The sequence below is a fragment of the Legionella busanensis genome, from assembly GCF_900461525.1.
GTDB classification, from domain to species: domain Bacteria; phylum Pseudomonadota; class Gammaproteobacteria; order Legionellales; family Legionellaceae; genus Legionella_C; species Legionella_C busanensis.
In genome coordinates this window covers 3,202,283-3,225,648 of record NZ_UGOD01000001.1, presented here as the reverse complement: position 1 = coordinate 3,225,648, position 23,366 = coordinate 3,202,283, and the positions used below count along the sequence as shown (strand labels likewise).

Below are 23,366 nucleotides of genomic sequence, written 5' to 3'. Positions count from 1 at the left end.
ATTTATCTCACTTTTAATTTCTTATTTTCTTAAAATACAGGTGAATTTAATTTATGTATTATACAAATCATATGATTGACGCATGCTTAATCTTTAAGGTATATTTGCGGCCGTTTATTATGGAGTATAAATGAGGAAAAAAATTGTAGCTGGTAATTGGAAAATGAATGGCCAATTAGCGTCAATTGAGTCGCTACTACGTGACTTAGTAGAGCTATTACCAAATCCATTAGCTACAGAGTGTATTGTTATACCTCCGGCTATTTATTTACCTGTAATAAATAGTACTTTAAGTAAAAGTAATATTAAATGGGGTGCACAAAATGTATACCCAAAAGATGCAGGAGCCTATACAGGTGAGTTATCTGGGCCAATGTTGAAAGACTATGCTTGTGAGTATGTTTTAGTAGGGCATTCTGAACGGCGAGTTTTATTTGGTGAAGATGAAAAATTTATTGCAGATAAATTCCACCATGTTAAAGATCATGGTATGATACCGGTCTTGTGTGTGGGAGAAACGCTAAAAGAGCGTGACGAGGGTAAAACAGAGCAAGTATTAGCTACCCAGTTACAAGCAATAGCAATAAATAATAGACATGCTTTTAGCCATTGTGTTGTTGCGTATGAACCTGTTTGGGCCATAGGCACAGGCCATACTGCTTCTCCTGAACAAGTTCAAATGGCACATTTGACTATCAGGTCCATTATTGCTGAATTTAGCAAAGATGATGCAAATACAGTTCCTCTGTTATACGGCGGAAGTGTTAATGAAAAAAATGCAAAAGCGTTATTTGCAATGCCTGATGTTGATGGTGGATTGATTGGCGGTGCATCCCTTAATGCACAGCAGTTTGTGGAAATTATTAAATGTATCAGCTAATTTTAATGATTCACGTATTAGTAGCAATTGCTTTAATTGGCCTTGTACTCATACAACATGGTAAAGGTGCCGATATAGGTGCAGCCTTTGGATCAGGGGCCTCAAATACTGTTTTTGGAAGCCAAGGAACTGGTAGCTTTTTGTTTAAATTGACAGGTGGATTGGCGCTGACTTTTTTCATAACAAGTTTGACTTTATCTTACCTTGTTTCAACGCAATATCAAAAAGCGACGCAACAAGCAATACCTCAACAAACCAGTGTACCGGAGACTAAAATTCCTGTACCGGTTGATAGCAGCAAAGGAAAACAATAATTATTTGCCGAAGTGGTGGAATTGGTAGACACGCCGTCTTGAGGGGGCGGTGGCGTAAAGCTGTGCCGGTTCGAGTCCGGCCTTCGGCACCAATCTTAAGCGAAATGAAACTATGCTATCACAATATTTGCCAGTACTTGTTTTTATTGTTATCGCCATAGGTCTAGGCGTAGCCTTATTTTCAGCTGGGGCTTTGCTTTCTAAGCATGCTCCAGACTCAGCTAAAAATGCTCCTTACGAATGTGGATTCAATGCTTTTGAGAGTTCCCACATTCCTTTTGATGTAAGATTTTATTTAGTTGCTATACTATTTATTATATTTGACTTAGAAACAGCTTTCTTCTTTCCTTGGGCTTTAGTCTTAAGAAAGATTGGCTGGTTTGGTTTTGCGGCAATGATGATTTTCTTAGGCTTATTGGTAATAGGCTTTATATATGAATGGAAGCGGGGTGCTCTTGAGTGGGAATAGACACCTTTCGAAATCGTTTCTTTGGCTTTATACTTAGTTAACTGTATTTGCATCCTCTTTTAATTGCTTATAAACTGCAACATTTATGCAAGTAAAGCATAGTTTAAAACTAAATGAGCTGGCTTCGAAACCCATATTTTTAGAGTGAGCATAGTTACGGAATAAGATTTTTCTAGAGGCTTCTATGGCGGTTGCAGAATTGCAAAAAAAAGGCTTTATCACTACCTCAATTGACCAATTAGTAGGGTGGGCGCGTAGTGGTTCAATGTGGCCAATGACGTTTGGTTTAGCATGTTGTGCTGTTGAAATGATGCACGTTGGCGCTTCTCGTTATGATTTAGATCGCTTTGGCATCATTTTTAGGCCTAGTCCCCGGCAATCTGATGTGATGATCGTTGCAGGAACGCTATGCAATAAAATGGCACCTGCGTTACGTAAAGTTTATGATCAGATGCCAGAACCCAGATGGGTTGTTTCGATGGGCTCTTGTGCTAATGGTGGTGGCTATTATCATTATTCTTATTCAGTGGTCCGTGGTTGTGATCGGATTGTACCTGTAGATGTATATGTGCCTGGCTGTCCTCCTACAGCTGAAGCGCTTTTATATGGCATAATCCAGCTTCAGAACAAAATTAAGCATAAATCTGTGATTGAAGTTTAGATTAGGACAGTAAAATCAGATGACAAAATTAGCAGCTTTAACGGAAAGTATTAAAAAAGAATTAAATGGCAAATTAGCCTTAGTTAATACTGAGTTTGGTGAAATTACATTAGACGTTGAGATAGCTAATCTCAAATTCGTTTTAAATGCCCTAAAAACCAATGAATTATTTGCTTGCGATCAGCTTATGGATCTTTGTGGCGTAGATTATCTACATTATGGTTTATATGATTGGGAAACCCAAGAAGCAACAGAGTATGGTTTTTCGCGGGGCGTTGAGCGACATGAGTCCAGAGCCTATATAATGGATAAACCTCGATTTGCTGTAGTTTATCATTTATTGTCGACAAAGCTTAATCATCGCATTCGAGTTAAAACCTTTGTAGAGGAACATCATTTAATTGTTCCATCCGTACATGACTTATGGAAAGGTGCAAATTGGTTTGAGCGTGAGGCTTATGATTTATATGGTATTTTATTTGAAAATCATCCAGATTTAAGACGTCTTCTTACTGATTATGGTTTTATTGGTCATCCTTTTAGAAAGGATTTTCCACTAAGTGGCCATGTGCAGATGCGTTATGATGCTGCTACCCAAAAAGTAATTTATGAGCCAGTGGATTTAGAGCCTCGTGTCCTTGTTCCTAAAGTAATACGTAATGATAATCGCTATTTTGATGTAAAAGGGGTGGTTAATGATTGAACTTAAAAATTATACACTCAATTTTGGACCACAACATCCGGCTGCACATGGCGTTCTACGATTAGTATTAGAGCTTGAAGGCGAAACGATAGTAAGAGCTGATCCTCATATCGGTTTATTACATCGTGCCACCGAAAAATTGGCCGAAACCAAACCGTACCTTCAAAATATTGGTTATATGGATCGCCTTGATTATGTATCCATGATGTGTAATGAACATGGTTATATTTTAGCAATTGAAAAACTTCTAGGGATTGAGCCACCCATTCGTGCTAAGTACATTCGCACAATGTATGACGAAGTAACACGTATATTAAATCATTTGCTTTGGGTGGGTGCTAATGCGCTTGATATTGGTGCAATGACAGTTTTTTTATATTGTTTTCGTGAGCGAGAAGATTTATTTGACTGTTATGAGGCCGTATCAGGGGCACGTATGCATGCTAAATATTATCGTCCAGGTGGCGTTGCTCGGGACTTACCTGATAGTATGCCAAAATATAAACCTTCTCGCTGGCATAATGATCGAGAAGTGGACAAAATGAATCAGGATAGAGAAGGCAGTTTACTAGATTTTCTCTGGGCCTTCACAGAGCGCTTCCCTAAGCGAGTAGATGAATATGAAACGCTCCTTACTGATAATCGCATCTGGAAACAACGTACAGTTGATATAGGCGTTGTTTCACCAGAGGATGCGTTGCAATGGGGTTTTACAGGCCCAATGCTACGTGCATCAGGTATTGCGTGGGATTTACGTAAGAAGCAGCCTTATGCTGCTTATGATCAAATGGAGTTTGATATTCCAGTAGGAAAAACAGGCGATTGCTATGATAGATATTTAGTTCGCGTAGAAGAAATGCGTCAATCTAATCGTATTATTCGTCAATGCATAGAATGGCTGAAAGCAAATCCCGGGCCTGTAAGAATTAATGATCATAAGATAACATCGCCAAAACGCGCTGAGATGAAACATGATATGGAAGCCTTAATTCATCATTTTAAACTTTTTACCGAAGGTTTTTGTTTGCCACGAGGTGAAGTTTATGCAGCTGTGGAAGCGCCCAAAGGCGAGTTTGGTATCTATTTGGTATCAGATGGGGCGAATAAGCCTTATAGAATAAAAATTCGTGCGCCAGGTTTTGCTCATTTATCAAGTTATGATGAAATGGTTAAAGGCCATATGTTAGCAGATGGTGTGGCAATTTTGGCAAGTCAAGATATTGTATTTGGGGAGATAGACCGGTAATTAATATACGGGTCTATTTTAAACTTAGAATTAAAGCGACAAAACTAGCTTCCAAGTTAATAATAAATTATTAAAAATAATTAATTTGGCACGTACTCAAAGCTACTACATTCTTGAAATATAACTATAAAGAATTGCATTACGTTTTAGCGCTAGGATTTGTTCAATAATAAAGAAACTGAAAATTAACTGTAGTGTTTTATATTGGCTGTTCGTCAATTGCAAGGTTAAATATTTTTAAGGTTAAAATATGTCTCAGAATTCAGCAAAACTACTTTGTCAATTTTTAACGCCTGAGCGAATAGCAGAAATTGATAGTTGGATAGCAAAATATCCTCCAGATCAAAAACAATCTGCGGTTATGAGTGCCTTACATATTGTACAAGATCAATATGGTTATTTAACGTCTGAATTAATGGACGCTGTTGCTGATTATTTAGATATGCCTGCAATTGCTGTATATGAAGTATCAACTTTCTATACAATGTATGAGCATAAACCTACAGCTAGAAATATAGTCAATGTATGTACCAATATTTCATGCCAATTACGAGGTTCAGCAGAAGTAGTTGACTATTTACAGCAAAAACTTGGGGTAAATCTAGGTCAAGTTACAGCTGATGGGCGTTTTACTATTCGTTCAGTCGAGTGTTTAGGTGCATGTATCAATGCCCCTATGATGCAAGTGAACAAGGATTATCACGAAAACTTGACCAAAGATAAAATTGATCAAGTTTTAGAACAATATTCGTGAGTGAGGTCGTAGCAATGATTCAACTAAATCAAGTGTGTTACCGAACGCTTCATCTTAAAGAACCGTGGACATTAAAGTCTTACGAAAGTTTAGGCGGATATAGTTCATGGCGACGTATTTTAGCTGAACAGACGCCGCCTCAGCAAATTATTGATGAGCTAAAAACTTCTGCCCTACGGGGAAGAGGTGGTGCAGGATTCCCAACTGGGCTTAAATGGAGCTTTATGAATCGTAATGCACCTGTACAAAAATATGTTGTTTGTAATTCAGATGAGGGTGAACCGGGTACCTGCAAAGATAGAGATATTCTGACTTATAATCCCCATCAATTAATAGAAGGCATGGCTATCGCTGGTTATGTTATGGGTGCAACAGTTGGTTATAATTATATTCGGGGCGAGTTTTGGCTGCCATTTCAACATTGTGAGCAAGCTTTAAAAGAAGCCTATAATGCAGGATTACTAGGCAAAAATATCCTTGGTAGTGGCATTGACTTTGATTTGTATAGCCATCTAGGTGCTGGCGCTTATATATGTGGAGAAGAAACCGCTTTATTAAACTCACTTGAAGGCCGCAAAGGCATGCCCCGATTCAAGCCACCTTTTCCTGCTAATTATGGGTTATATGGTAAACCTACAACAATTAATAATACTGAAACTTTTGCTTCTGTGCCGGTTATTTTAGAAAAAGGTGGTGACTGGTTTTTAAAATTAGGTAAGCCCAATAATGGTGGTACTAAGTGCTTTAGTGTTAGTGGTCATGTCAATAAGCCTGGAAATTTTGAAATTCCACTTGGCACGCCGTTCAAAGATTTATTAGAGCTAGCTGGTGGCATGCTTAATAATAATCGTATCAAAGCTGTTATTCCTGGTGGAACATCCATGAAAGTATTACCAGGTGATGTTATGATGCAGCTCGATATGGATTATGACAGTATTCAAAAAGCAGGTTCAGGATTAGGATCAGGTGCCGTAATTATTATGGATGAAACAACCTGCATGGTTGATGCCCTTTATCGAATTTCTGAGTTTTATATGGATGAATCCTGTGGCCAATGTACGCCTTGTCGTGAGGGTACGGGTTGGATGGTACGCTTAATTCATCGTATCCGGCATGGTCATGGTGAGCCTGGAGATATTGAGAAATTAGTTGATGTTGCTAATAAGATTGAAGGCCGTACGATTTGTGCACTAGGAGAAGCAGCAGCTTGGCCTGTGCAAAGCTTTGTGAAACACTTCTATCATGAATTTGATTATTTCATCAAGCATAAGCGCTCAATGATTGCGGCATAATTGATAAGGTTTAAAAATGGCTACTATTGAAATTGACGGAAAAACGCTAGACGCGGAAAACGGTAAAATGATTATAGAGGTTGCCGATGACGCAGGCATTTATATCCCTCGTTTTTGCTATCATAAAAAGTTATCAATAGCTGCAAATTGTCGGATGTGTTTGGTTGAAGTCGAAAATGGTCGTAAACCTGTGCCGGCTTGTGCTACACCAATTACTGATGGTATGAAGGTGTTTACGAAATCAGAAGAAGCGGTTCGTTCTCAAAAAGCCGTGATGGAATTTTTATTAATTAATCATCCGCTGGACTGTCCTATTTGTGATCAAGGCGGTGAGTGTGAGCTACAAGATATTTCATTAGGCTTTGGCTATTCAAATTCTGAATACGATGAGTCCAAGCGCTCAGTTGTGGATGATGACTTAGGAACCTTAATTGCGACTGAAATGACTCGCTGTATTCATTGTACTCGATGTGTGCGTTTCGGTACTGAGATAGCGGGTGTTCGTGAACTTGGTACGTTAGGGCGTGGTGAAAAAACGCAAATTGGTACTTTTATAAATCATAGTATGACTTCAGAAGTATCAGGAAATGTTATTGATTTATGTCCTGTAGGCGCTCTAACTTCTAAGCCCTATCGTTTTACTGCTCGCCCTTGGGAATTAGTGCAGTATGATAGTGTTGCGCCTCATGATTGCTTAGGATCAAATGTTCATTTACATGTACGAAATGGAAATCAACTTATGCGGGCTGTGCCACGCGAAAATGAACAAATTAATGAAATGTGGCTTTCCGATAGAGATAGGTTTAGTTATTTAGGTTTAATTGGGCCAGGTCGGGCTGCACAGCCATTAATTAAAAAAGATGGACAATGGGTAGAAGTTGATTGGCCAACTGCTTTAAAATTTACAGCTGAAGGGATAAGTCGCATTGTAAAGCAATATGGTGCAGAACAATTCGCTGCTTTTGCCTCACCTTCTGCAACATTAGAAGAATTTTATTTATTACAAAAATTAATGCGCTCTTTGGGTGTTAATAACCTTGACCATCGCATTCATCAAACAGACTTTAGCGATCAAGATTATTTACCTATCATCGTAAATAATACATTAACGTACGCCGAGTTAGAAAAACAAGCACATATTCTTTTAATAGGTTGTAACATTAACCGAGAAGTACCTCTAGCTAGTACACGTATTCGTAAGGCTTATCGAGACGGTGCAAAAATTTATGCAATTAACTCAGTTGATTATGATTACCATTTTGTTGTAGATACAAAAGAAATTGTCTCTCCTTTAGAAATACCTCAGCAAATTGCTCAACTATTACTGGCAATTTCACCTGATATTTCACAATTTTCAAAAGAAGTACAACGGTTATTAATTGGGCTTGAACCTAGTGAAAAATCACGAGCAATTGCAAATGGCTTAAAACAACCACAATCTGTTATTGTTTTAGGAGCAACTGCTGAAAATCATCCGCATGCAGCTTTAATAAGAACATTAGTGTATGCTTTAGAGCAATTAACAAATGTGAAGGTAATTCGTTTTACTACAGGAGCAAATACTGCAGGTGCCCAATTAGCGGGTATGCTGCCACACCGAAGTGCTGCAGGTAAAACAATAGATAATCCCGGTTTTGATATTCAAAAAGCTCTAGAGAATAAGCTCAAAGGTTATTTCTTACTTGGACTTGAGCCAGGTTTTGATTTCGCTAATCCTTATGGCGCTCGTCAATCAATGTTAGGCGCTGAATTTGTAGTGATGCTCTCAGCGTTTAGTCATGATTCTATGAAGGATTATGCAAATGTCATATTACCCATAGCGCCTTATACTGAAACGTCTGGAACTTATATTAATATTGACAATATTTGGCAATCAGTTAAAGGTGTATGTAAGCCTTTCGGTCAGGCTAGGCCTGCTTGGAAAGTACTCAGAGTTTTAGGAAATTTATTAGATTGTGAAGGTTTTGAATATACTTCATCAGAGGAAGTATTAGATGAGATTAAAACACATGTAAATATGATGAGTGAGATAAAATATCAACCTTATTATCCTGAATCTTTACCTGTGTTAAATCAGCAGTTAGTTCGAATTGGCGAATGGCCATTATATCGCACAGATTACATTGTCCGTAATGCAGAAGCTTTACAGCATTGTGCTGCCGCTGATCCTGTTTGTATTAGAATTCACCCAGAAACTGCTAATCGTTTGCAATTAGATAAAGTTGCTACTGTTTCTCAAGGAGATATTGAGATAACATTGCCACTTGAACGCGACGAGCGGATAGCTTTAGATGCAATCTGGGTCGTAAATGCAGTACCAGAGACATTAGATTTAGGGCATTCATTTGCAGCAATCACCATTAAGCGCTAAATAGGTAAGAACATGCTTCATGATATTAGCATTTTGCTTTGGATTATTATTAAGATCCTAGTTATTGTAGTTCCATTATTGCTCGTTGTAGCCTATTTAACTTATGCTGAGCGTAAAGTTATTGGTTATATACAAGCACGTATTGGTCCTAATCGTGTTGGGCTAAAAGGGCTATTACAACCGTTTGCTGATTTAATTAAACTTATACACAAAGAAATCGTAGTTCCTAATAAGTCTAATAAATATTTATTTATTATTGCTCCTTTATTTGCATTAGCGCCAGCACTTGCTGGATGGGCAGTGATACCTTTTAGTCAAGGACTTGTTTTATCCAATATAAACGCTGGTGTCTTGCTTATCTTTACACTTAGCTCTTTGGCTGTTTATGGTGTATTAATTGCCGGTTGGGCATCGAATTCTAAATATGCAATGTTTGGTTCTCTACGTAGTGCAGCACAAACAGTTTCCTATGAAATTGCTATGGGCTTTGCTTTTGTAGGTGTATTACTTGCTGCTGGTAGTATGAATTTAACTGATATCGTTCTTTCTCAAAAAGGTGGAATTTGGCATTGGTGGTTTATCCCTTTGTTTCCTCTTTTTGTTATATTTTGGATTGCAGCACTTGCAGAGACTAACCGTGCACCATTTGATTTAGCAGAGGGAGAGTCAGAAATTGTAGCAGGTTTCCATGTTGAATATTCTGGTATGGGCTTTATGATTTTCTTCTTAGCAGAATATGCAAGTATGGTACTAATTTCAACAGTGATCTCACTACTGTTCTTGGGTGGCTGGTTATCTCCTTTTGAAGGTATTCCAATTTTAGGCGATATTTTCGATGTTGTACCAGGTTTTGTGTGGTTGTTGGTAAAAATTTCATTTTTTCTATTTGTTTATCTATGGGTACGTGCCACACTCCCACGCTATCGTTATGATCAATTAATGCGTTTGGGCTGGAAAGTTTTAATTCCTGTAACTATTGTATGGGTTATTGTTACTGCTTTAATGGTATTGGCACAGCTAAAACCGTGGTTTAATTAGTAACTGAGTAAATTAATGAAAAACATATACCGAGTCATAAGATATTATATTCGAAGCTTTCTACTGCTAGATATATTGGCAGGCTTAAAATTAACAGGAAAATACTTTTTTAAGAAAAAAGTTACCATCCAATTTCCTGAAGAAGCAACACCAATTTCGCCCCGTTTTCGTGGGCATATGTTAGCATTAAGACGCTATCCCAACGGTGAGGAGCGCTGTATAGCTTGCAAATTATGTGAAGCGGTTTGTCCTGCACTAGCTATCACTATTGAGTCGGAAGAACGTGCAGATGGTTCAAGACGTACAACGCGCTACGATATTGATGCCTTTAAATGTATTTATTGTGGCTTATGTGAGGAATCCTGTCCCGTAGATTCAATCGTTTTAACACCTATACAGCATTACCATATTAACCAACGTGGCCAAAATATCATGACAAAAGAAAAACTCTTAGCAGTTGGCGATTTGATGGAAAAAAGACTGGCTTCCGATAGAGAAGCTGATAAAGAATGGCGATAATGGGGTAATGATGGGAAATTTATTAGTTCAAGTAATTTTTTACGTCTTTGCAGCGCTTGCTTTACTCTCTGCAATCATGGTCATTACGCAAAATAATCCTGTTCGTTGTGTTTTGTTTCTTGTTTTAACATTTTTTGCAAGTTCAGTGCTGTGGATTTTATTAAGAGCAGAATTTTTAGCGTTAATCTTAGTATTAGTTTACGTAGGCGCAGTTATGACGCTCTTTTTGTTCGTCGTGATGATGTTAAATATTGATACAGAATCTTTAAAGGCGCACTTTGCTAGATATTTGCCATTTGGCATGATTTTAATTGCGCTCCTTGTTGGATTGCTGCTAATTGCTTTACCAGATACATGGTACTCGCAAGCTGTTGCGCCATCTGTACCCATAGCTCAGCCTTTGGATTTGCATGATATAGCGGATGTGAAGGCAATGAAGAATAGATTGTCAAATACAGAACAGATAGGTATGGTTCTTTATACTGATTATGTCTTAGCGTTTGAGTTAGCAGCGGTTCTTTTATTAGTTGCTATTATTTCAGCTATCACATTAGCGCACCGTGGTATTATACGTTCGAAAAGACAAGATATTAAAAAACAAATTATGACTCGAGCTGAAGATAGAGTTAAGCTTGTTTCGCTAAAATCTGAAAAATAAGTAGCAGGAAAACTCATGATACCAGTTAATCATTACCTAATCTTAGCTGCCCTTTTATTTGGACTAAGTTTAGTTGGCATTATGCTAAATCGAAAAAATATTATTCTCCTTCTTGTTTGCGTTGAATTAATGCTTTTAGCAGTCAATACAAATTTTATTGCTTTTTCCCATTATTATGGTGGGATAGCAGGGCAAGTTTTCGTCTTCTTTATTTTAACTGTTGCTGCTGCTGAAGCTGCAATTGGTTTGGCTATTGTTGTGTTGCTTTATAGAAATCGTGGCAACATTGATATCGACAAAATGAATCATTTAAAAGGTTAATAACGTGCATATTCAACAACTATGTCTTTTACTTGTTCTTGCCCCGCTTATTGGCTCAATCATTGCTGGCTTTTTTCGTAACCAAATTGGGCGCGTTGGTGCTCATTCAGTGACTATTGCCGGTGTAGGTATTTCTTTTATTTTATCTCTTATCGTAGCGACAGCAATTTTTTCTGGTAGGGCTGGTGATTTAAATACTAATCTTTATACTTGGGCAAGTGGCGGTGCTTTTTTCCCTTATACCTTTAATATTGGTTTTTTAATTGACCCTCTAACCTCTGTGATGCTAGTAGTAGTCACATTTGTATCCTTACTGGTACATATATATAGTATTGGTTATATGGCTGATGATGATGGCTATCAACGCTTTTTTAGCTACATTTCATTATTTACTTTTATGATGTTAATGCTGGTAACAGCTAACAACTTTCTGCAACTATTTTTTGGCTGGGAAGGTGTAGGTTTAGTCTCATATCTACTGATTGGTTTCTGGTATACAAAAGAATCAGCTATAGAGGGTAATTTAAAGGCTTTCTTAGTTAACCGTGTTGGAGATTTTGGTTTTGTGTTAGGTATAGGCTTAATTTTAGCATATACAGGTAGTATCGATTATGAAACAGTTTTTAGAAGTGCTAAGTTTTTAGCTGGCCAATCTATTCAGCTCTATAGTGGACATAATTGGTCATTACTTACAGTTATTTGTATCCTGCTATTTATTGGTGCGATGGGTAAATCAGCTCAAGTACCATTGCACGTTTGGCTGCCTGAATCGATGGAAGGTCCTACACCTATTTCTGCACTCATTCATGCCGCAACCATGGTTACCGCTGGTGTGTTTATGATTGCTCGTATCTCACCTATGATCGAGTTTTCTAATACAGCGCTAAGTTTTGTTCTAGTTATTGGTGCAACCGGTGCTCTCTTTACCGGAATTCTTGCAATTGTGATGAATGATATTAAGCGAGTTGTTGCTTATTCAACATTATCTCAACTAGGTTATATGATGGTTGCTATGGGCGCCTCAGCCTATAGCGCTGGTATATTCCATTTATTAACTCATGCTTGCTTTAAAGCATTATTATTTTTAGGCGCAGGCTCAGTTATTATTGGCATGCACCATGAGCAAGATATGCGTAAAATGGGGGGCTTATGGCGGAAAATGCCAATCACTTATGTAACATTTATTATAGGCAGCTTAGCTTTATGTGCTATTCCACCTTTCGCAGGTTTTTATTCTAAAGATACCATTATTGAAGCAACTAAATTGGCTACTGTACCAGGCGCACGTTACGCTTATTTTTGTGTTGCTCTAGGCGCTATGGTTACAGCGCTTTATACTTTCCGAGCTTTGTTTATGACGTTTCATGGTAAGCCACGGATGGATGAACATACATGGTCACATTTACATGAATCACCAGTTGTAGTATGGGTGCCATTAGTTCTTCTGGCTATCCCATCAGTCATTATTGGTTATATATTATACATGCCAATGTTATTTGATAGACCTGCTCTATTAGATAAATCAATTTTTGTTTTACCAGAACATAACGTATTAGCTGAGTTAGCGCATGAAGTAACATCACCATTAATGAGTGCTATTCATTCTCCTTTGACACTTACTTTTTGGGTAACTTTAGCTGGTATTTTCTTAGCTTGGCTTTGTTATATTGCTTTTCCAAGTACACCAGCCATTTTGGCAAGAAAATTTTCTGGTGTTTATAAATTGCTATTAAATAAATATGGATTTGATACATTCAACGATAGGGTTTTTGTACGTGGTTCTAAAGCTCTAGGTCGTATATTTTATCGAGGCGGCGATCAAGCATTAATTGATGGCTTCTTTGTTAATGGGACGGGTCGTATGGTACGCTGGGCCGCTGGAAAAGGGCGAGCGCTACAAAGTGGGTATCTATATCATTACGCGACAGTAATGGTATTGGGTCTGTTTGTCTTTTTATGCTGGTTATTACTTGGCTAATAGAAGGTGAGGAAATGCATTATTTGCTTAATTTATTAATCTGGTTACCTATTATTGGCGGAATATTTGTATTTTTGACTGGTGATGATAAAAGCCCAAATAATTCTCGCTTTTTAGCATTGTTTACTATTTTGCTCACTTTAATTCTTTGTATCCCTCTAGTCATTGGGTTTGATCCAAATTTAGCTGGTATGCAATATATTGAAGAATTACCTTGGATGCCTGCTTTTGGTATTAACTATAGCCTTGGTATTGATGGTTTATCCTTGCTAATGATTGTACTTAGCGTATTTACTAATTTAATTGTTATCTTAGCAACATGGGACAGTATTCATAAACGCGTGGGTCAATATTTAGCTGCGTTTCTAATTATGCAAGGTTTATTAGTTGGGGTATTTTCGGCAACAGACGCAATTGTATTTTACATTTTCTTTGAAGCAACTCTCATTCCTATGTATCTTATTATTGGTATTTGGGGCTCTGATAATCGAGTTTATGCGGCAATAAAATTTTTCCTCTATACCTTTTTAGGTTCGGTTTTAATGCTTGCTTCTTTCATTTACCTTGGATTTCAAGCAGGTTCTTTTAAAATTGAAATGCTTTATGCTGCTAACTTAACGATGACAGCTCAATCATTAATTTTTATTGCCTTTTTTCTTGGTTTTGCAATTAAAATACCTATGTTTCCTGTGCATACGTGGCTTCCTGATGCACACACAGAAGCACCAGCTGGTGGCTCAATTGTATTAGCAGCGATTCTACTTAAATTAGGTGGGTATGGTTTTATTCGCTTCGCCCTTCCTATCGTACCTGATGCATGTCGTTATTTTGCGCCTGTCATGATCGCTTTATCTTTAATTGCCGTTGTATATATTGCGCTGATTGCCATTATTCAACAAGATATGAAACGCTTGATTGCTTATTCTTCTATTTCACATATGGGATTTGTTACGTTAGGCTGTTTTGCTATCTATGCAATTGCTAACCATGCAGGTTTGGCTAATGCAGGTTTAATTCTTGAAGGTGCTATTGTCGTTATGATTTCACATGCCTTTGTGTCAAGCGCTATGTTTGCCGGTGTAGGATATCTTTATGACCGTATGCATACCAGACAATTAAAGGATTTTGGTGGAATTGTAAATACAATGCCCGTTTTTGCTTCGTTTTTTATGCTTTTTGCTATGGCTAATGCAGGCTTACCAGGTACTTCGGGTTTTGTAGGTGAGTTCATGATTATTCTTGGGAGTATTAAGGCTAATTTTTGGATTGCTTTCTGGGCTGCAACAACCTTAATTACTGGTGCCGCTTATACTTTATGGATGTACAAGAGAGTGATATTTGGCAGAGTAGCAAATGAAAAAGTTGCTGCTCTAAGAGATCTATCTGGCTTTGAATTAAGCGCTTATGTATTACTGGCATTGATGGTACTAGCAATGGGTATTTATCCAAAACCGATACTTAACTATGTGCACCAATCTGTCAGTAACACACTGGCTTACGCTGATAAATCTAAATTATAATGGCAGGTTAATTACATGATTTCATTACTTGATAACCTTAATTTTGCTTTTCCCGAAATAATAATTTTAATTACGGCATCTATTGCCTTGCTAGCCGATTTGTTCTTTAGGGACCATTATAAAAATATCACGTTATCTATTAGTTTGATTGGGCTTACTTTAGCTGCATTATGCAGTTTTATGTTGCTTGGAAACTTTAAAGTTCTCATCTTAAATGGCTTATTCATTAGTGATGACATTGCTCAGCTGATGAAGATTTTTATTGCAATTAGTACATTCATTTGTTTTGTTTATTCAAGCGCCTACATTGACGAACGTCAAATGCCAGCAGGTGATTATTATATTCTTGGGTTATTCTCAACCCTAGGCATGATGGTACTTGTTTCAGCTCATTCCTTACTAACTATCTATTTAGGCTTAGAATTATTATCTTTACCACTTTATGCCATGACGGCTATAAGAAGAACAAACAGTGATGCTGCAGAGGCTGCTTTAAAATATTTTATTATGGGTGCAATAGCCTCAGGCATGCTACTTTATGGTTTTTCTCTTCTTTATGGCGCTACAGGTAGATTAGATTTACTTGATATTGCAAATGCTATTGCTGTGAATTGGAATCAGCAAAATATGCTTATTTCTTTTGCGCTGGTTTTTATTATTGTAGGCGTAGGATTTAAGCTTGCTGCGGTACCTTTTCATATGTGGGCCCCCGATGTCTATCAAGGTGCACCAACTTCAGTAACTTTATTTATTAGCTCTGCACCTAAAATTGCTGCATTAGGTATGGCTTTAAGGATATTAACTATTGGTTTAATTAATGTAACGCCACAATGGCAGCAAATTATTTTAGTCATGGCTCTTTTATCAACAGCCATAGGTAATTTAATTGCTGTAAGTCAAACTAATATTAAGCGACTGCTTGCTTATTCAGCCATTGCGCATGTTGGTTACACATTATTTGGTATATTAGCTGGTAGTGCTGCAGGTTATGCTGCAGCGACATATTATATTCTTGTATATTCTTTAATGACGATTGCTGCGTTCGGCTTTATTGTTTTACTTTCTAAGAGTGGATTTGAGATTGAAGAAGTCAATGATTTAAGAGGGTTAAATAAGCGTAATCCATGGTTAGCATTTATGATGTTAATAGTTATGTTTTCAATGGCTGGCGTTCCTCCGACAGTAGGATTTTTTACAAAATTACTCGTTTTAAAAGCGTTGATTGATGTTGGTATGACATGGGTAGCTGTAGTAGGGTTAATTTTTGCTGTAGTAGGCGCTTACTATTATATTAGGATTGTGAAGTTCATGTATTTTGATGAGCCTGCTGAAACTTCTGAAGTATTTTTCTCGAAGTCATCGACTATTATTTATTCATTAAACTGTTTATCTCTTTTATTTTTAGGGATATTTCCTTCTGGGCTAATTAATGCATGTATTAATGCCTTTACACAGTAGGAAATAATAAAAAAAACTTGCTATATTTTGGAGGCATGCTTATAATTGCCTCAGTTGATGCGGGGTGGAGCAGCCTGGTAGCTCGTCGGGCTCATAACCCGAAGGTCGTAGGTTCAAATCCTGCCCCCGCTACCACTATTAAAAGCCCCATTTATGGGGTTTTTTATTATGTATAGGTTAGCTCGACGTATAGAGGTGAGACAATTCTACCTAATTTAATTAGTTAGAATTTATGCTTTGCGTTATTAATGTGGCCGGCTAAATAAATTTAATAATTAAACTTAGTCGGTAGTCATCTTCCTTGCATCTTGAAACGAATTATTGATATTTAAGCGATGCAAGCCGATAACTATTCATAATGAATAACTTTTAATATTGGATATTTTTACATCCAAAGAGAAAATTTTACTATTGGCAAATTTTAGTAATTAAAGAAAGGTTATTTGCCTGATTAAGAATCACTAAATAACGTTAATCTGGAATTAAGCCTTTAGTTTATTCAAATACTTTGTAAATTGAGTATGTTATGATTAGAAAGGATATTCAAGATTTAATAAAGCCTGTAGTAAATCAATTAGGCTATATATTATGGGGCTGCGAATATTTGTCGCAAGGTAAATATTCATTATTAAGGATCTATATTGATAAGGAAGATGGCGTTAACATAGATGATTGTGAACGAGTAAGTAAGCAGGTAAGTGCACTTTTAGATGTCGAGGATCCAATTCAAGGACATTACAACTTAGAAATTTCATCGCCAGGTATTCCGCGCCCTTTATTTGATAAAGAACATTATCAACAATATATAGGTTATGGTATAAAATTGAAACTTCATAAACCTATCCAGGGTAAGCGTACCATAAAAGGGATAATCCAATCTGTAAAGGAAGATACGTTTATCTTAAATATGGATGATGAAGAATATGAAGTGCAGTTTTCCCAAATTATAAAAGCAAATTTGATAGGCGAGTGAGGCCAAGAATGAGTAAAGAAGTGCTATTAATTGCTGAAGCATTATCCAATGAAAAAGGGGTAAGCAAAGAGGTAGTATTGCAAGCTATTCAGTCCGCGTTAGAATCGGCAACCCGCAAATTATCAGTAGCTGATATTAATGTTCGCGTTAAATTAGATCCTCGAACTGGTGAATATGAGACATTTCGTTATTGGGACGTTGTGCCAGATGAGGAACTTGAATCAACAGAGAGTCAGATTTCATTAAGTGCAGCTAAAGAGCGTTCGCCATCCCTGCAAATTGGAGATACATTAGAAGAGCCAATGCCCTCTATTGAATTTGGTAGAATTGCTGCGCAAACAGCACGGCAAGTTATTACTCAAAAGGTAAGAGAAGCTGAAAGACAACAAGTTGTTGATCAATTTAGAAGTAAGTTAGGGCAACTCATTTACGGTACAGTTAAAAAGGTTACTCGGGACAACATCATTGTTGATTTGGGTGGTAAAGCAGAAGCCTTTTTACCACGACAAGAGATGCTTCCTAATGAAATGTTTAGGACAAATGATAGGGTTCGAGCATATTTATATGATATTACTCCACAAGCTAGAGGCCCGCAGCTCTACATTAGTCGGGTTCGCAATGAAATGCTTGTTGAGCTATTTAGAATTGAAGTACCAGAAATAGGTGAAAATATTATTGAAGTTAAGGCAGCTGCGCGTGAGCCTGGTGTACGAGCTAAAATTGCTGTTAAGACAAATGATGGCCGTATTGATCCTGTAGGTGCCTGTGTGGGCATGCGTGGTGCTCGAGTACAAGCCGTATCTAGTGAGTTAGGTGGTGAGCGAGTGGATATTGTTCTATGGGATGATAATCCTGCTCAGTTAGTGATTAATGCAATGGCACCAGCTGAGATTTCATCTATTGTTGTAGATGAAGATACTCATACAATGGATTTAGCTGTTCAGAAAGAGCAATTATCACAAGCTATCGGTCGTAATGGTCAGAATGTAAGGTTAGCTAGTCAGCTTACTGGCTGGACACTCAATGTTATGACAATTGAAGAATTTAATAATAAAAATCAAGAGGAAACTTCGAAAAGTATTAATTTATTTACTTCAGCACTAGATATTGATGAAGAATTAGCTACTCTATTAGTAACAAATGGCTTTTCTTCGCTTGAGGAAATTGCTTACGTACCTAAAGACGAGCTCTTAGCTATCGAAGAATTTGATGAAGAAATTGTTGATGAGCTAAGAAATCGTGCTAATGACACTTTATTAACACAAGCATTAACATCTGGAACTGAAACATCAAATTCCTCAAATGATGATGATTTAATAACCTTAGAAGGAATGACAGAGGATATCGCTGCTAGTCTACGCGCCCAAGGCATTAATACAGTTGAAGAACTAGCTGAACTTTCTGTAGATGAATTATTAGATATTCCTGGTATGACTGAGGAAAAGGCTGGGGCTTTAATTATGAAAGCTCGTGAACCTTGGTTTATTTAAAGACAGAAGTGGTACTAACATAAATACAAAAAAATGTGTGGGATTTAAAAGTTTACAGTTAATAGAAAAATGACCTATTTAACTTTAATGAGCTTAAGTTGTGTCGTAAAGAATTTATATAATTAAATTAAAATGACAGCTTAAAATTAAACTAAAATAAATCGAGGATCTTATCTTTAAATTTGTAGTTAGTTATTAAGGTTTTAAAGCATGTTGTTAGTAATTTATTCTATAATGCAACAAGCAAAAAATATGAACATAAGCGATGAAATAATTGCTGAACGAGGATCATGAATATGGCGGATGTAACGGTTAAACAATTGGCTCAAGTTGTGGGAATTCCAGTTGAGCGTTTATTGAACCAGTTGCAGGAAGCGGGTTTATCATTTACGAATGATGTGCAAACTGTAAATGAAGACCAAAAGCGAATCTTGCTAAATTATCTAAAAAGCAGTGGTAAACGTGATATACGTACTACACCTGAGCGCTTTACTTTGCAACGCAAAAGCTTAACACAGATACCGCAGGGTAATGATATTCACAAATCTAAAACAGTAAATGTTGAATTTAGAAAAAAGAAAACGTATGTAAAACGTTCAGCATTACCAGAGCAAACTCCAAATGAACAGCTCTCTGCTAATGAAGGCATACAAGAGCAGGCTACAGATTCCTTATTAGAAGAGAATTTAATAATTCCAACTACGGAAGTGGAAGGAAATATAAATGAAACTACCTCGGCTACATCTTCTGAACAAGCTGAAGCCCCTGACACCAGTATAAGCGAAGAAGAAGTAAAAATGCCTGAAGCTAAAGAGGAACAATTAGCTAGTGGAGAAGAACTCGAGGCTGAAACTACTTCTGAGCACATTGATGAAATAAATACCACAGAAGAGTTAGAGCAAGAAGATGATTTGGCTCTTAAATTATTTGTAAAGGATCCAGCAATAGTCGCTCCAAAGACAGAAATAGAAAAAGGGGCTAAGAAAAAGCACTTTGACTATGAAGAGAGTGACAAATCTGAGAAAAAAGGTAAAAAGAAGAATAAATATCAACCTCCTCAAATTGATGATGAAAATGCTCAGGTTCGTTTTAAGCGTAATAAAGCGAAAAAACGTAAAGGTAATGAAAAATCAGAGAAATATCGTGAAGCAGAAGAAGCATTAACCCATGGTTTTGCTATGCCTACTGCACCTGTAATTCGTGATGTAGTTATACCTGAAACAATTACTGTTGCTGAGTTAGCTAAACGAATGTCAGTAAAAGCCGCAGAGGTCATTAAAGTTATGATGGGCCTTGGCGCTATGGCAACAATTAATCAGGTGATTGATCAAGATACAGCAGTTATTGTTGTTGAGGAAATGGGGCATCGACCAAAGGTACTTAAAGAAGATGCTATTGAACAAGATTTAGGTAATACCTTAACACAAGGTAGTAACCAAGAGCCTCGTGCACCTGTAGTTACTATTATGGGACACGTAGACCATGGTAAAACTTCTTTACTTGATTATATTCGCCGCACTCGAGTTGCAGCTGGAGAAGCAGGTGGTATTACTCAACATATTGGTGCCTATCATGTGAGCACGCCTAAAGGAAATATTACCTTTTTAGATACACCAGGTCACGCTGCATTTACCGCAATGCGCGCTCGCGGTGCACAAGCAACAGATATTGTTATCTTAATCGTTGCTGGAGATGATGGTGTAAAACCACAAACTATTGAAGCAGTACAACATGCTAAAGCTGCGAAAGTTCCAATGATTGTTGCTGTTAATAAAATGGATAAACCTGATGTTGATCCTGAACGTGTAATGAATGAACTGTCCAACTATGAGGTTATTCCTGAATCGTGGGGCGGTGATACCATGTTTGTAAATATTTCTGCAAAGACAGGGTTGGGCGTTGATGATCTTCTGGATTCAGTATTATTGCAAGCAGAAGTATTAGAATTAAAAGCGCATACAGATGGAGCGGCTCGAGGAGTTGTCATTGAATCTAGACTTGACAAAGGACGCGGGCCTGTTGCAACTGTACTAGTGCAAAACGGTACCCTTCATAAAGGTGATATATTATTAGCTGGTTTTCAATATGGACGTGTTAAAGCTTTAGTTAGCGATAATGGCTCGCAAATTGACAGTGCAGGTCCATCAATTCCAGTAGAGGTACTAGGTTTATCTGCTATTCCTCATGCCGGTGATGAGGCAGTTGTTGTTACTGATGAAAAGAAAGCAAGGGAAGTTGCTTTATTCCGCCAAGGAAAGTTCCGAGATGTAAAATTAGCACGCCGACAAAAATCAAGTATTGAAGGTATATTTGAAAATATGGCTATGGCCGAGACTAAGGTGCTTGGTATTGTACTTAAAGCGGACATGCAGGGCTCTGTGGAGGCTATTGCTGATGCATTAGTTAAATTATCTAATGAGGAAGTAAAAGTACAAATCGTGGCAAGTGGTGTTGGTGGTATTACTGAATCTGATGTGCATCTTGCGATTGCGTCAAATGCTATTCTCATAGGCTTTAATGTTCGCGCAGATGGCGGGGCTAAACGTCTTGCTGAGCAAGAGTCTGTTTCTCTGCATTATTATAGCGTGATTTATGACATCGTCGATCAAGTTAAAAGTGCGCTTTCAGGCATGCTTGCACCGCAATTTAAAGAAGAAATTATTGGTATTGCTGAGGTACGTGATGTCTTCCGCTCGCCCAAATTAGGTGCTATTGCAGGATGTATGGTTATAGAAGGTACTATCAAAAGAAATAACCCTATTCGAGTATTACGTGATAACGTTGTCATATATGAAGGTACACTGGAATCCCTAAGACGATTTAAAGATGATGTAATTGAGGTTCGACAGGGCTTTGAATGTGGTATAGGTGTTAAAAATTATAATGATGTCAAGGCTGGCGATTTAATCGAAGTATTTGAGACAATAGAAATCAAGCGAGATTTATGAGTAATAACTTTAAGCGCACCGATCGTGTAGCAGAAATGATTCAGCGCAAGCTATCACAAATTATTCAGCAAGAAATCAAAGATCCACGCATGCCTGCTTTTGTTACTATTTCAGCAGTAAAAATCTCTGCTGATTTAGGACATGCAAAAGTGTATTTCACTGTATTAAATAGCGATGTCGAACAAACAGTGCAGATTTTAAATACGGCAGCGAGTTATTTAAGAACAGCACTAGCACGTACAATAAAGTTGCGTACTGTCCCTCAGTTGCATTTTGTTTATGATGAGTCAATAGAATATGGCCGGCGCTTAAGAAAACTTATTGATGATGTAAATGTGCCTCGCCAAGATTCTGATCATGAGCATGAATGAAAAGAAGAGGCCAATAAATGGAATATTGCTGCTGAATAAACCGCAAGGAATTACCTCTAACCTAGCCCTACAAAAAGTAAAACATCTTTTTAAAGCAATGAAAGCAGGCCACACTGGCAGCTTAGATCCACTCGCTACCGGCATGTTACCAATCTGTTTTGGCGAAGCAACTAAATTTAGTCAGTATTTATTAAGTGATAGTAAGGTTTATCTCGCCACAGGTTTATTAGGCGCTAAAACTGATACGGGTGACGCTTGCGGAGCAATTATCGCGGCGGTTGACGAGTATGCTATTCAAAAGCAACAATTAGAAGAAAGTATTAACCAATTTCTTGGGCCAACGCTGCAAATACCCTCTATGTATTCGGCATTAAAATTTAAAGGTCAACCACTTTATAAGTTTGCACGTGCTGGAATTACAATAGCGAGAGAAGCAAGACCTATAAATATATATTCTATAGAGCTACTTGCATTTGATGGCCAATATTTCACTATTAAAGTACATTGTGGTAAAGGAACCTATATCCGCAATTTAGTTGAAGATATTGGAGAGAATTTAGGTGTTTATGCGCATTTAACTAAGCTCCATAGAGTTTATATTGATCATTTTAAAAATAAACCTATGTATGAATTGAGTGACTTAACTTGTCTTGACTCAGAATCATTATTAGCATGTTTAATTCCCTGTGAATATGCAGTTAATCATTTTCCAATTGTTACTATTGATGATTGCCAAGAAGCACATTTACGTCAAGGAAAAATCATTACGACCCTAGACAATGATCTAGCGCATGGCTGTGTGCGTTTGCACAATCATCAAGGGCAGTTTATAGGCTTGGGGGATTTAAGTGACGCTAGTGTACTAAAGGTAAAGCGATTGTTAGCTAAAAATATGAGCGGTTTGAAATTATAATATATCTTTTGAATATTAGTTAAATAAATAAATGGTTGCTTTTCTGTTCCTTATAAAGTCTTTTTGTTAAATTAATTCATTTCTGGACTGAGCAAAATATTAACTATAATTGTGGCTAAGTACTTGTGTCCTAGCATAGGCCTTGCTAGAATACACAACTTTATTAAAATATACTTAGCTTATATTTGGGAGTAAGCCTATGTCGCTAGCTAGCGCACAAAAAGCAGAAGTTGTAAAAAAGTATCAACGCGCTGACCAAGATACCGGTTCACCAGAAGTTCAAGTGGCACTCATGTCTGAGCGTATTAAATATTTAACAGAACATTTTAAGGTAAATCGTAAAGATTTTCATTCACGTCGTGGTTTACAAGCACTTGTTAATAAAAGACGTAAGCTTTTAAAATATTTAAAAAGCATAGATCAAGCACGATACCAAGATCTTATTCAAAGCCTTGGACTGCGTGATTCTTATTAAAAGTCTATTTTCCT

At 37.3% G+C, this 23,366-nt stretch carries 21 protein-coding genes, 2 tRNA genes and 2 pseudogenes; all 25 read left to right on the top strand.

What is annotated here, in order from left to right; translation table 11 throughout:
* Positions 1 to 130: 130 nt before the first annotated feature.
* Positions 131 to 880 (top strand): triose-phosphate isomerase, encoded by a 750-nt coding sequence (gene tpiA, locus DYH30_RS14325; protein ID WP_115332295.1) that lies wholly within the window; start codon positions 131 to 133, stop codon positions 878 to 880.
* On the top strand, positions 868 to 1,194 hold the full coding sequence (gene secG / locus DYH30_RS14320; RefSeq protein WP_115332294.1) for a preprotein translocase subunit SecG: 327 nt from the start codon (positions 868 to 870) through the stop codon (positions 1,192 to 1,194). Before tpiA ends, secG begins: the two co-directional genes overlap by 13 nt.
* Before the next feature lie 6 nt (positions 1,195 to 1,200).
* A tRNA-Leu gene (locus DYH30_RS14315) sits at positions 1,201 to 1,286 on the top strand.
* Positions 1,287 to 1,306: 20 nt separating this feature from the next.
* Positions 1,307 to 1,663, top strand: a complete 357-nt coding sequence (locus tag DYH30_RS14310) for an NADH-quinone oxidoreductase subunit A (RefSeq protein ID WP_115332293.1) — start codon at positions 1,307 to 1,309, stop codon at positions 1,661 to 1,663.
* Between the two features lie 184 nt (positions 1,664 to 1,847).
* Entirely contained in the window at positions 1,848 to 2,324 is a 477-nt protein-coding gene (locus tag DYH30_RS14305; RefSeq protein ID WP_115332292.1) for a NuoB/complex I 20 kDa subunit family protein, read from the top strand.
* A 19-nt stretch (positions 2,325 to 2,343) separates the two neighbouring features.
* A complete protein-coding gene (locus DYH30_RS14300; protein ID WP_115332291.1) occupies positions 2,344 to 3,027 on the top strand; it encodes an NADH-quinone oxidoreductase subunit C in 684 nt (227 codons plus the stop codon).
* Complete coding sequence (locus tag DYH30_RS14295) at positions 3,020 to 4,273, top strand: NADH-quinone oxidoreductase subunit D (RefSeq protein ID WP_115332290.1); 1,254 nt, start codon at positions 3,020 to 3,022, stop codon at positions 4,271 to 4,273. The genes DYH30_RS14300 and DYH30_RS14295 overlap by 8 nt, the downstream gene beginning before the upstream one ends.
* Positions 4,274 to 4,523: 250 nt before the next feature.
* Positions 4,524 to 5,027 carry an NADH-quinone oxidoreductase subunit NuoE gene (gene nuoE, locus DYH30_RS14290; RefSeq protein ID WP_115332289.1) on the top strand — a complete coding sequence of 168 codons (504 nt, stop codon included), beginning with the start codon at positions 4,524 to 4,526 and terminating at the stop codon, positions 5,025 to 5,027.
* 14 nt (positions 5,028 to 5,041) lie between these two features.
* Positions 5,042 to 6,319: an NADH-quinone oxidoreductase subunit NuoF gene (gene nuoF / locus DYH30_RS14285; RefSeq protein ID WP_115332600.1), complete on the top strand. Its 1,278-nt coding sequence runs from the start codon at positions 5,042 to 5,044 to the stop codon at positions 6,317 to 6,319.
* Between the two features lie 16 nt (positions 6,320 to 6,335).
* A complete protein-coding gene (nuoG, locus tag DYH30_RS14280) occupies positions 6,336 to 8,690 on the top strand; it encodes an NADH-quinone oxidoreductase subunit NuoG (RefSeq protein ID WP_115332288.1) in 2,355 nt (784 codons plus the stop codon).
* A gap of 12 nt (positions 8,691 to 8,702) precedes the next feature.
* On the top strand, positions 8,703 to 9,728 hold the full coding sequence (gene nuoH, locus DYH30_RS14275) for an NADH-quinone oxidoreductase subunit NuoH (RefSeq protein WP_115332287.1): 1,026 nt from the start codon (positions 8,703 to 8,705) through the stop codon (positions 9,726 to 9,728).
* A 15-nt stretch (positions 9,729 to 9,743) separates the two neighbouring features.
* Positions 9,744 to 10,247 carry an NADH-quinone oxidoreductase subunit NuoI gene (nuoI, locus tag DYH30_RS14270; protein WP_115332286.1) on the top strand — a complete coding sequence of 168 codons (504 nt, stop codon included), beginning with the start codon at positions 9,744 to 9,746 and terminating at the stop codon, positions 10,245 to 10,247.
* 10 nt (positions 10,248 to 10,257) lie between these two features.
* Positions 10,258 to 10,905, top strand: coding sequence for an NADH-quinone oxidoreductase subunit J (locus DYH30_RS14265; protein ID WP_115332285.1), 648 nt, complete (start codon positions 10,258 to 10,260; stop codon positions 10,903 to 10,905).
* A 15-nt stretch (positions 10,906 to 10,920) separates the two neighbouring features.
* Positions 10,921 to 11,226, top strand: a complete 306-nt coding sequence (gene nuoK / locus DYH30_RS14260) for an NADH-quinone oxidoreductase subunit NuoK (RefSeq protein ID WP_115332284.1) — start codon at positions 10,921 to 10,923, stop codon at positions 11,224 to 11,226.
* Between the two features lie 4 nt (positions 11,227 to 11,230).
* A complete protein-coding gene (gene nuoL / locus DYH30_RS14255; protein ID WP_115332283.1) occupies positions 11,231 to 13,204 on the top strand; it encodes an NADH-quinone oxidoreductase subunit L in 1,974 nt (657 codons plus the stop codon).
* A gap of 14 nt (positions 13,205 to 13,218) precedes the next feature.
* On the top strand, positions 13,219 to 14,724 hold the full coding sequence (locus DYH30_RS14250) for an NADH-quinone oxidoreductase subunit M (protein ID WP_115332599.1): 1,506 nt from the start codon (positions 13,219 to 13,221) through the stop codon (positions 14,722 to 14,724).
* 15 nt (positions 14,725 to 14,739) lie between these two features.
* The gene (gene nuoN, locus DYH30_RS14245; RefSeq protein ID WP_115332282.1) at positions 14,740 to 16,182 is read left to right on the top strand and encodes an NADH-quinone oxidoreductase subunit NuoN; all 1,443 of its coding nucleotides are present in this window, start codon (positions 14,740 to 14,742) and stop codon (positions 16,180 to 16,182) included.
* 58 nt (positions 16,183 to 16,240) lie between these two features.
* Positions 16,241 to 16,317, top strand: a tRNA-Met gene (locus DYH30_RS14240).
* Between the two features lie 391 nt (positions 16,318 to 16,708).
* On the top strand, positions 16,709 to 17,155 hold the full coding sequence (rimP, locus tag DYH30_RS14235; protein ID WP_115332281.1) for a ribosome maturation factor RimP: 447 nt from the start codon (positions 16,709 to 16,711) through the stop codon (positions 17,153 to 17,155).
* A gap of 8 nt (positions 17,156 to 17,163) precedes the next feature.
* Entirely contained in the window at positions 17,164 to 18,645 is a 1,482-nt protein-coding gene (gene nusA, locus DYH30_RS14230) for a transcription termination factor NusA (RefSeq protein ID WP_115332280.1), read from the top strand.
* A 296-nt stretch (positions 18,646 to 18,941) separates the two neighbouring features.
* Positions 18,942 to 19,263, top strand: a pseudogene (locus DYH30_RS18720) (translation initiation factor IF-2 associated domain-containing protein); the annotation flags it as partial.
* A 350-nt stretch (positions 19,264 to 19,613) separates the two neighbouring features.
* Positions 19,614 to 21,593: pseudogene (infB, locus tag DYH30_RS14225) on the top strand (translation initiation factor IF-2); the annotation flags it as partial.
* Positions 21,590 to 21,964 carry a 30S ribosome-binding factor RbfA gene (rbfA, locus tag DYH30_RS14220; protein WP_115332278.1) on the top strand — a complete coding sequence of 125 codons (375 nt, stop codon included), beginning with the start codon at positions 21,590 to 21,592 and terminating at the stop codon, positions 21,962 to 21,964. The pseudogene infB and the gene rbfA, both read left to right, overlap by 4 nt.
* Positions 21,951 to 22,877: a tRNA pseudouridine(55) synthase TruB gene (truB, locus tag DYH30_RS14215; protein ID WP_115332277.1), complete on the top strand. Its 927-nt coding sequence runs from the start codon at positions 21,951 to 21,953 to the stop codon at positions 22,875 to 22,877. Before rbfA ends, truB begins: the two co-directional genes overlap by 14 nt.
* A 199-nt stretch (positions 22,878 to 23,076) precedes the next feature.
* Positions 23,077 to 23,352 (top strand): 30S ribosomal protein S15, encoded by a 276-nt coding sequence (gene rpsO, locus DYH30_RS14210; RefSeq protein WP_115332276.1) that lies wholly within the window; start codon positions 23,077 to 23,079, stop codon positions 23,350 to 23,352.
* The last annotated feature ends 14 nt before the right edge of the window (positions 23,353 to 23,366 follow it).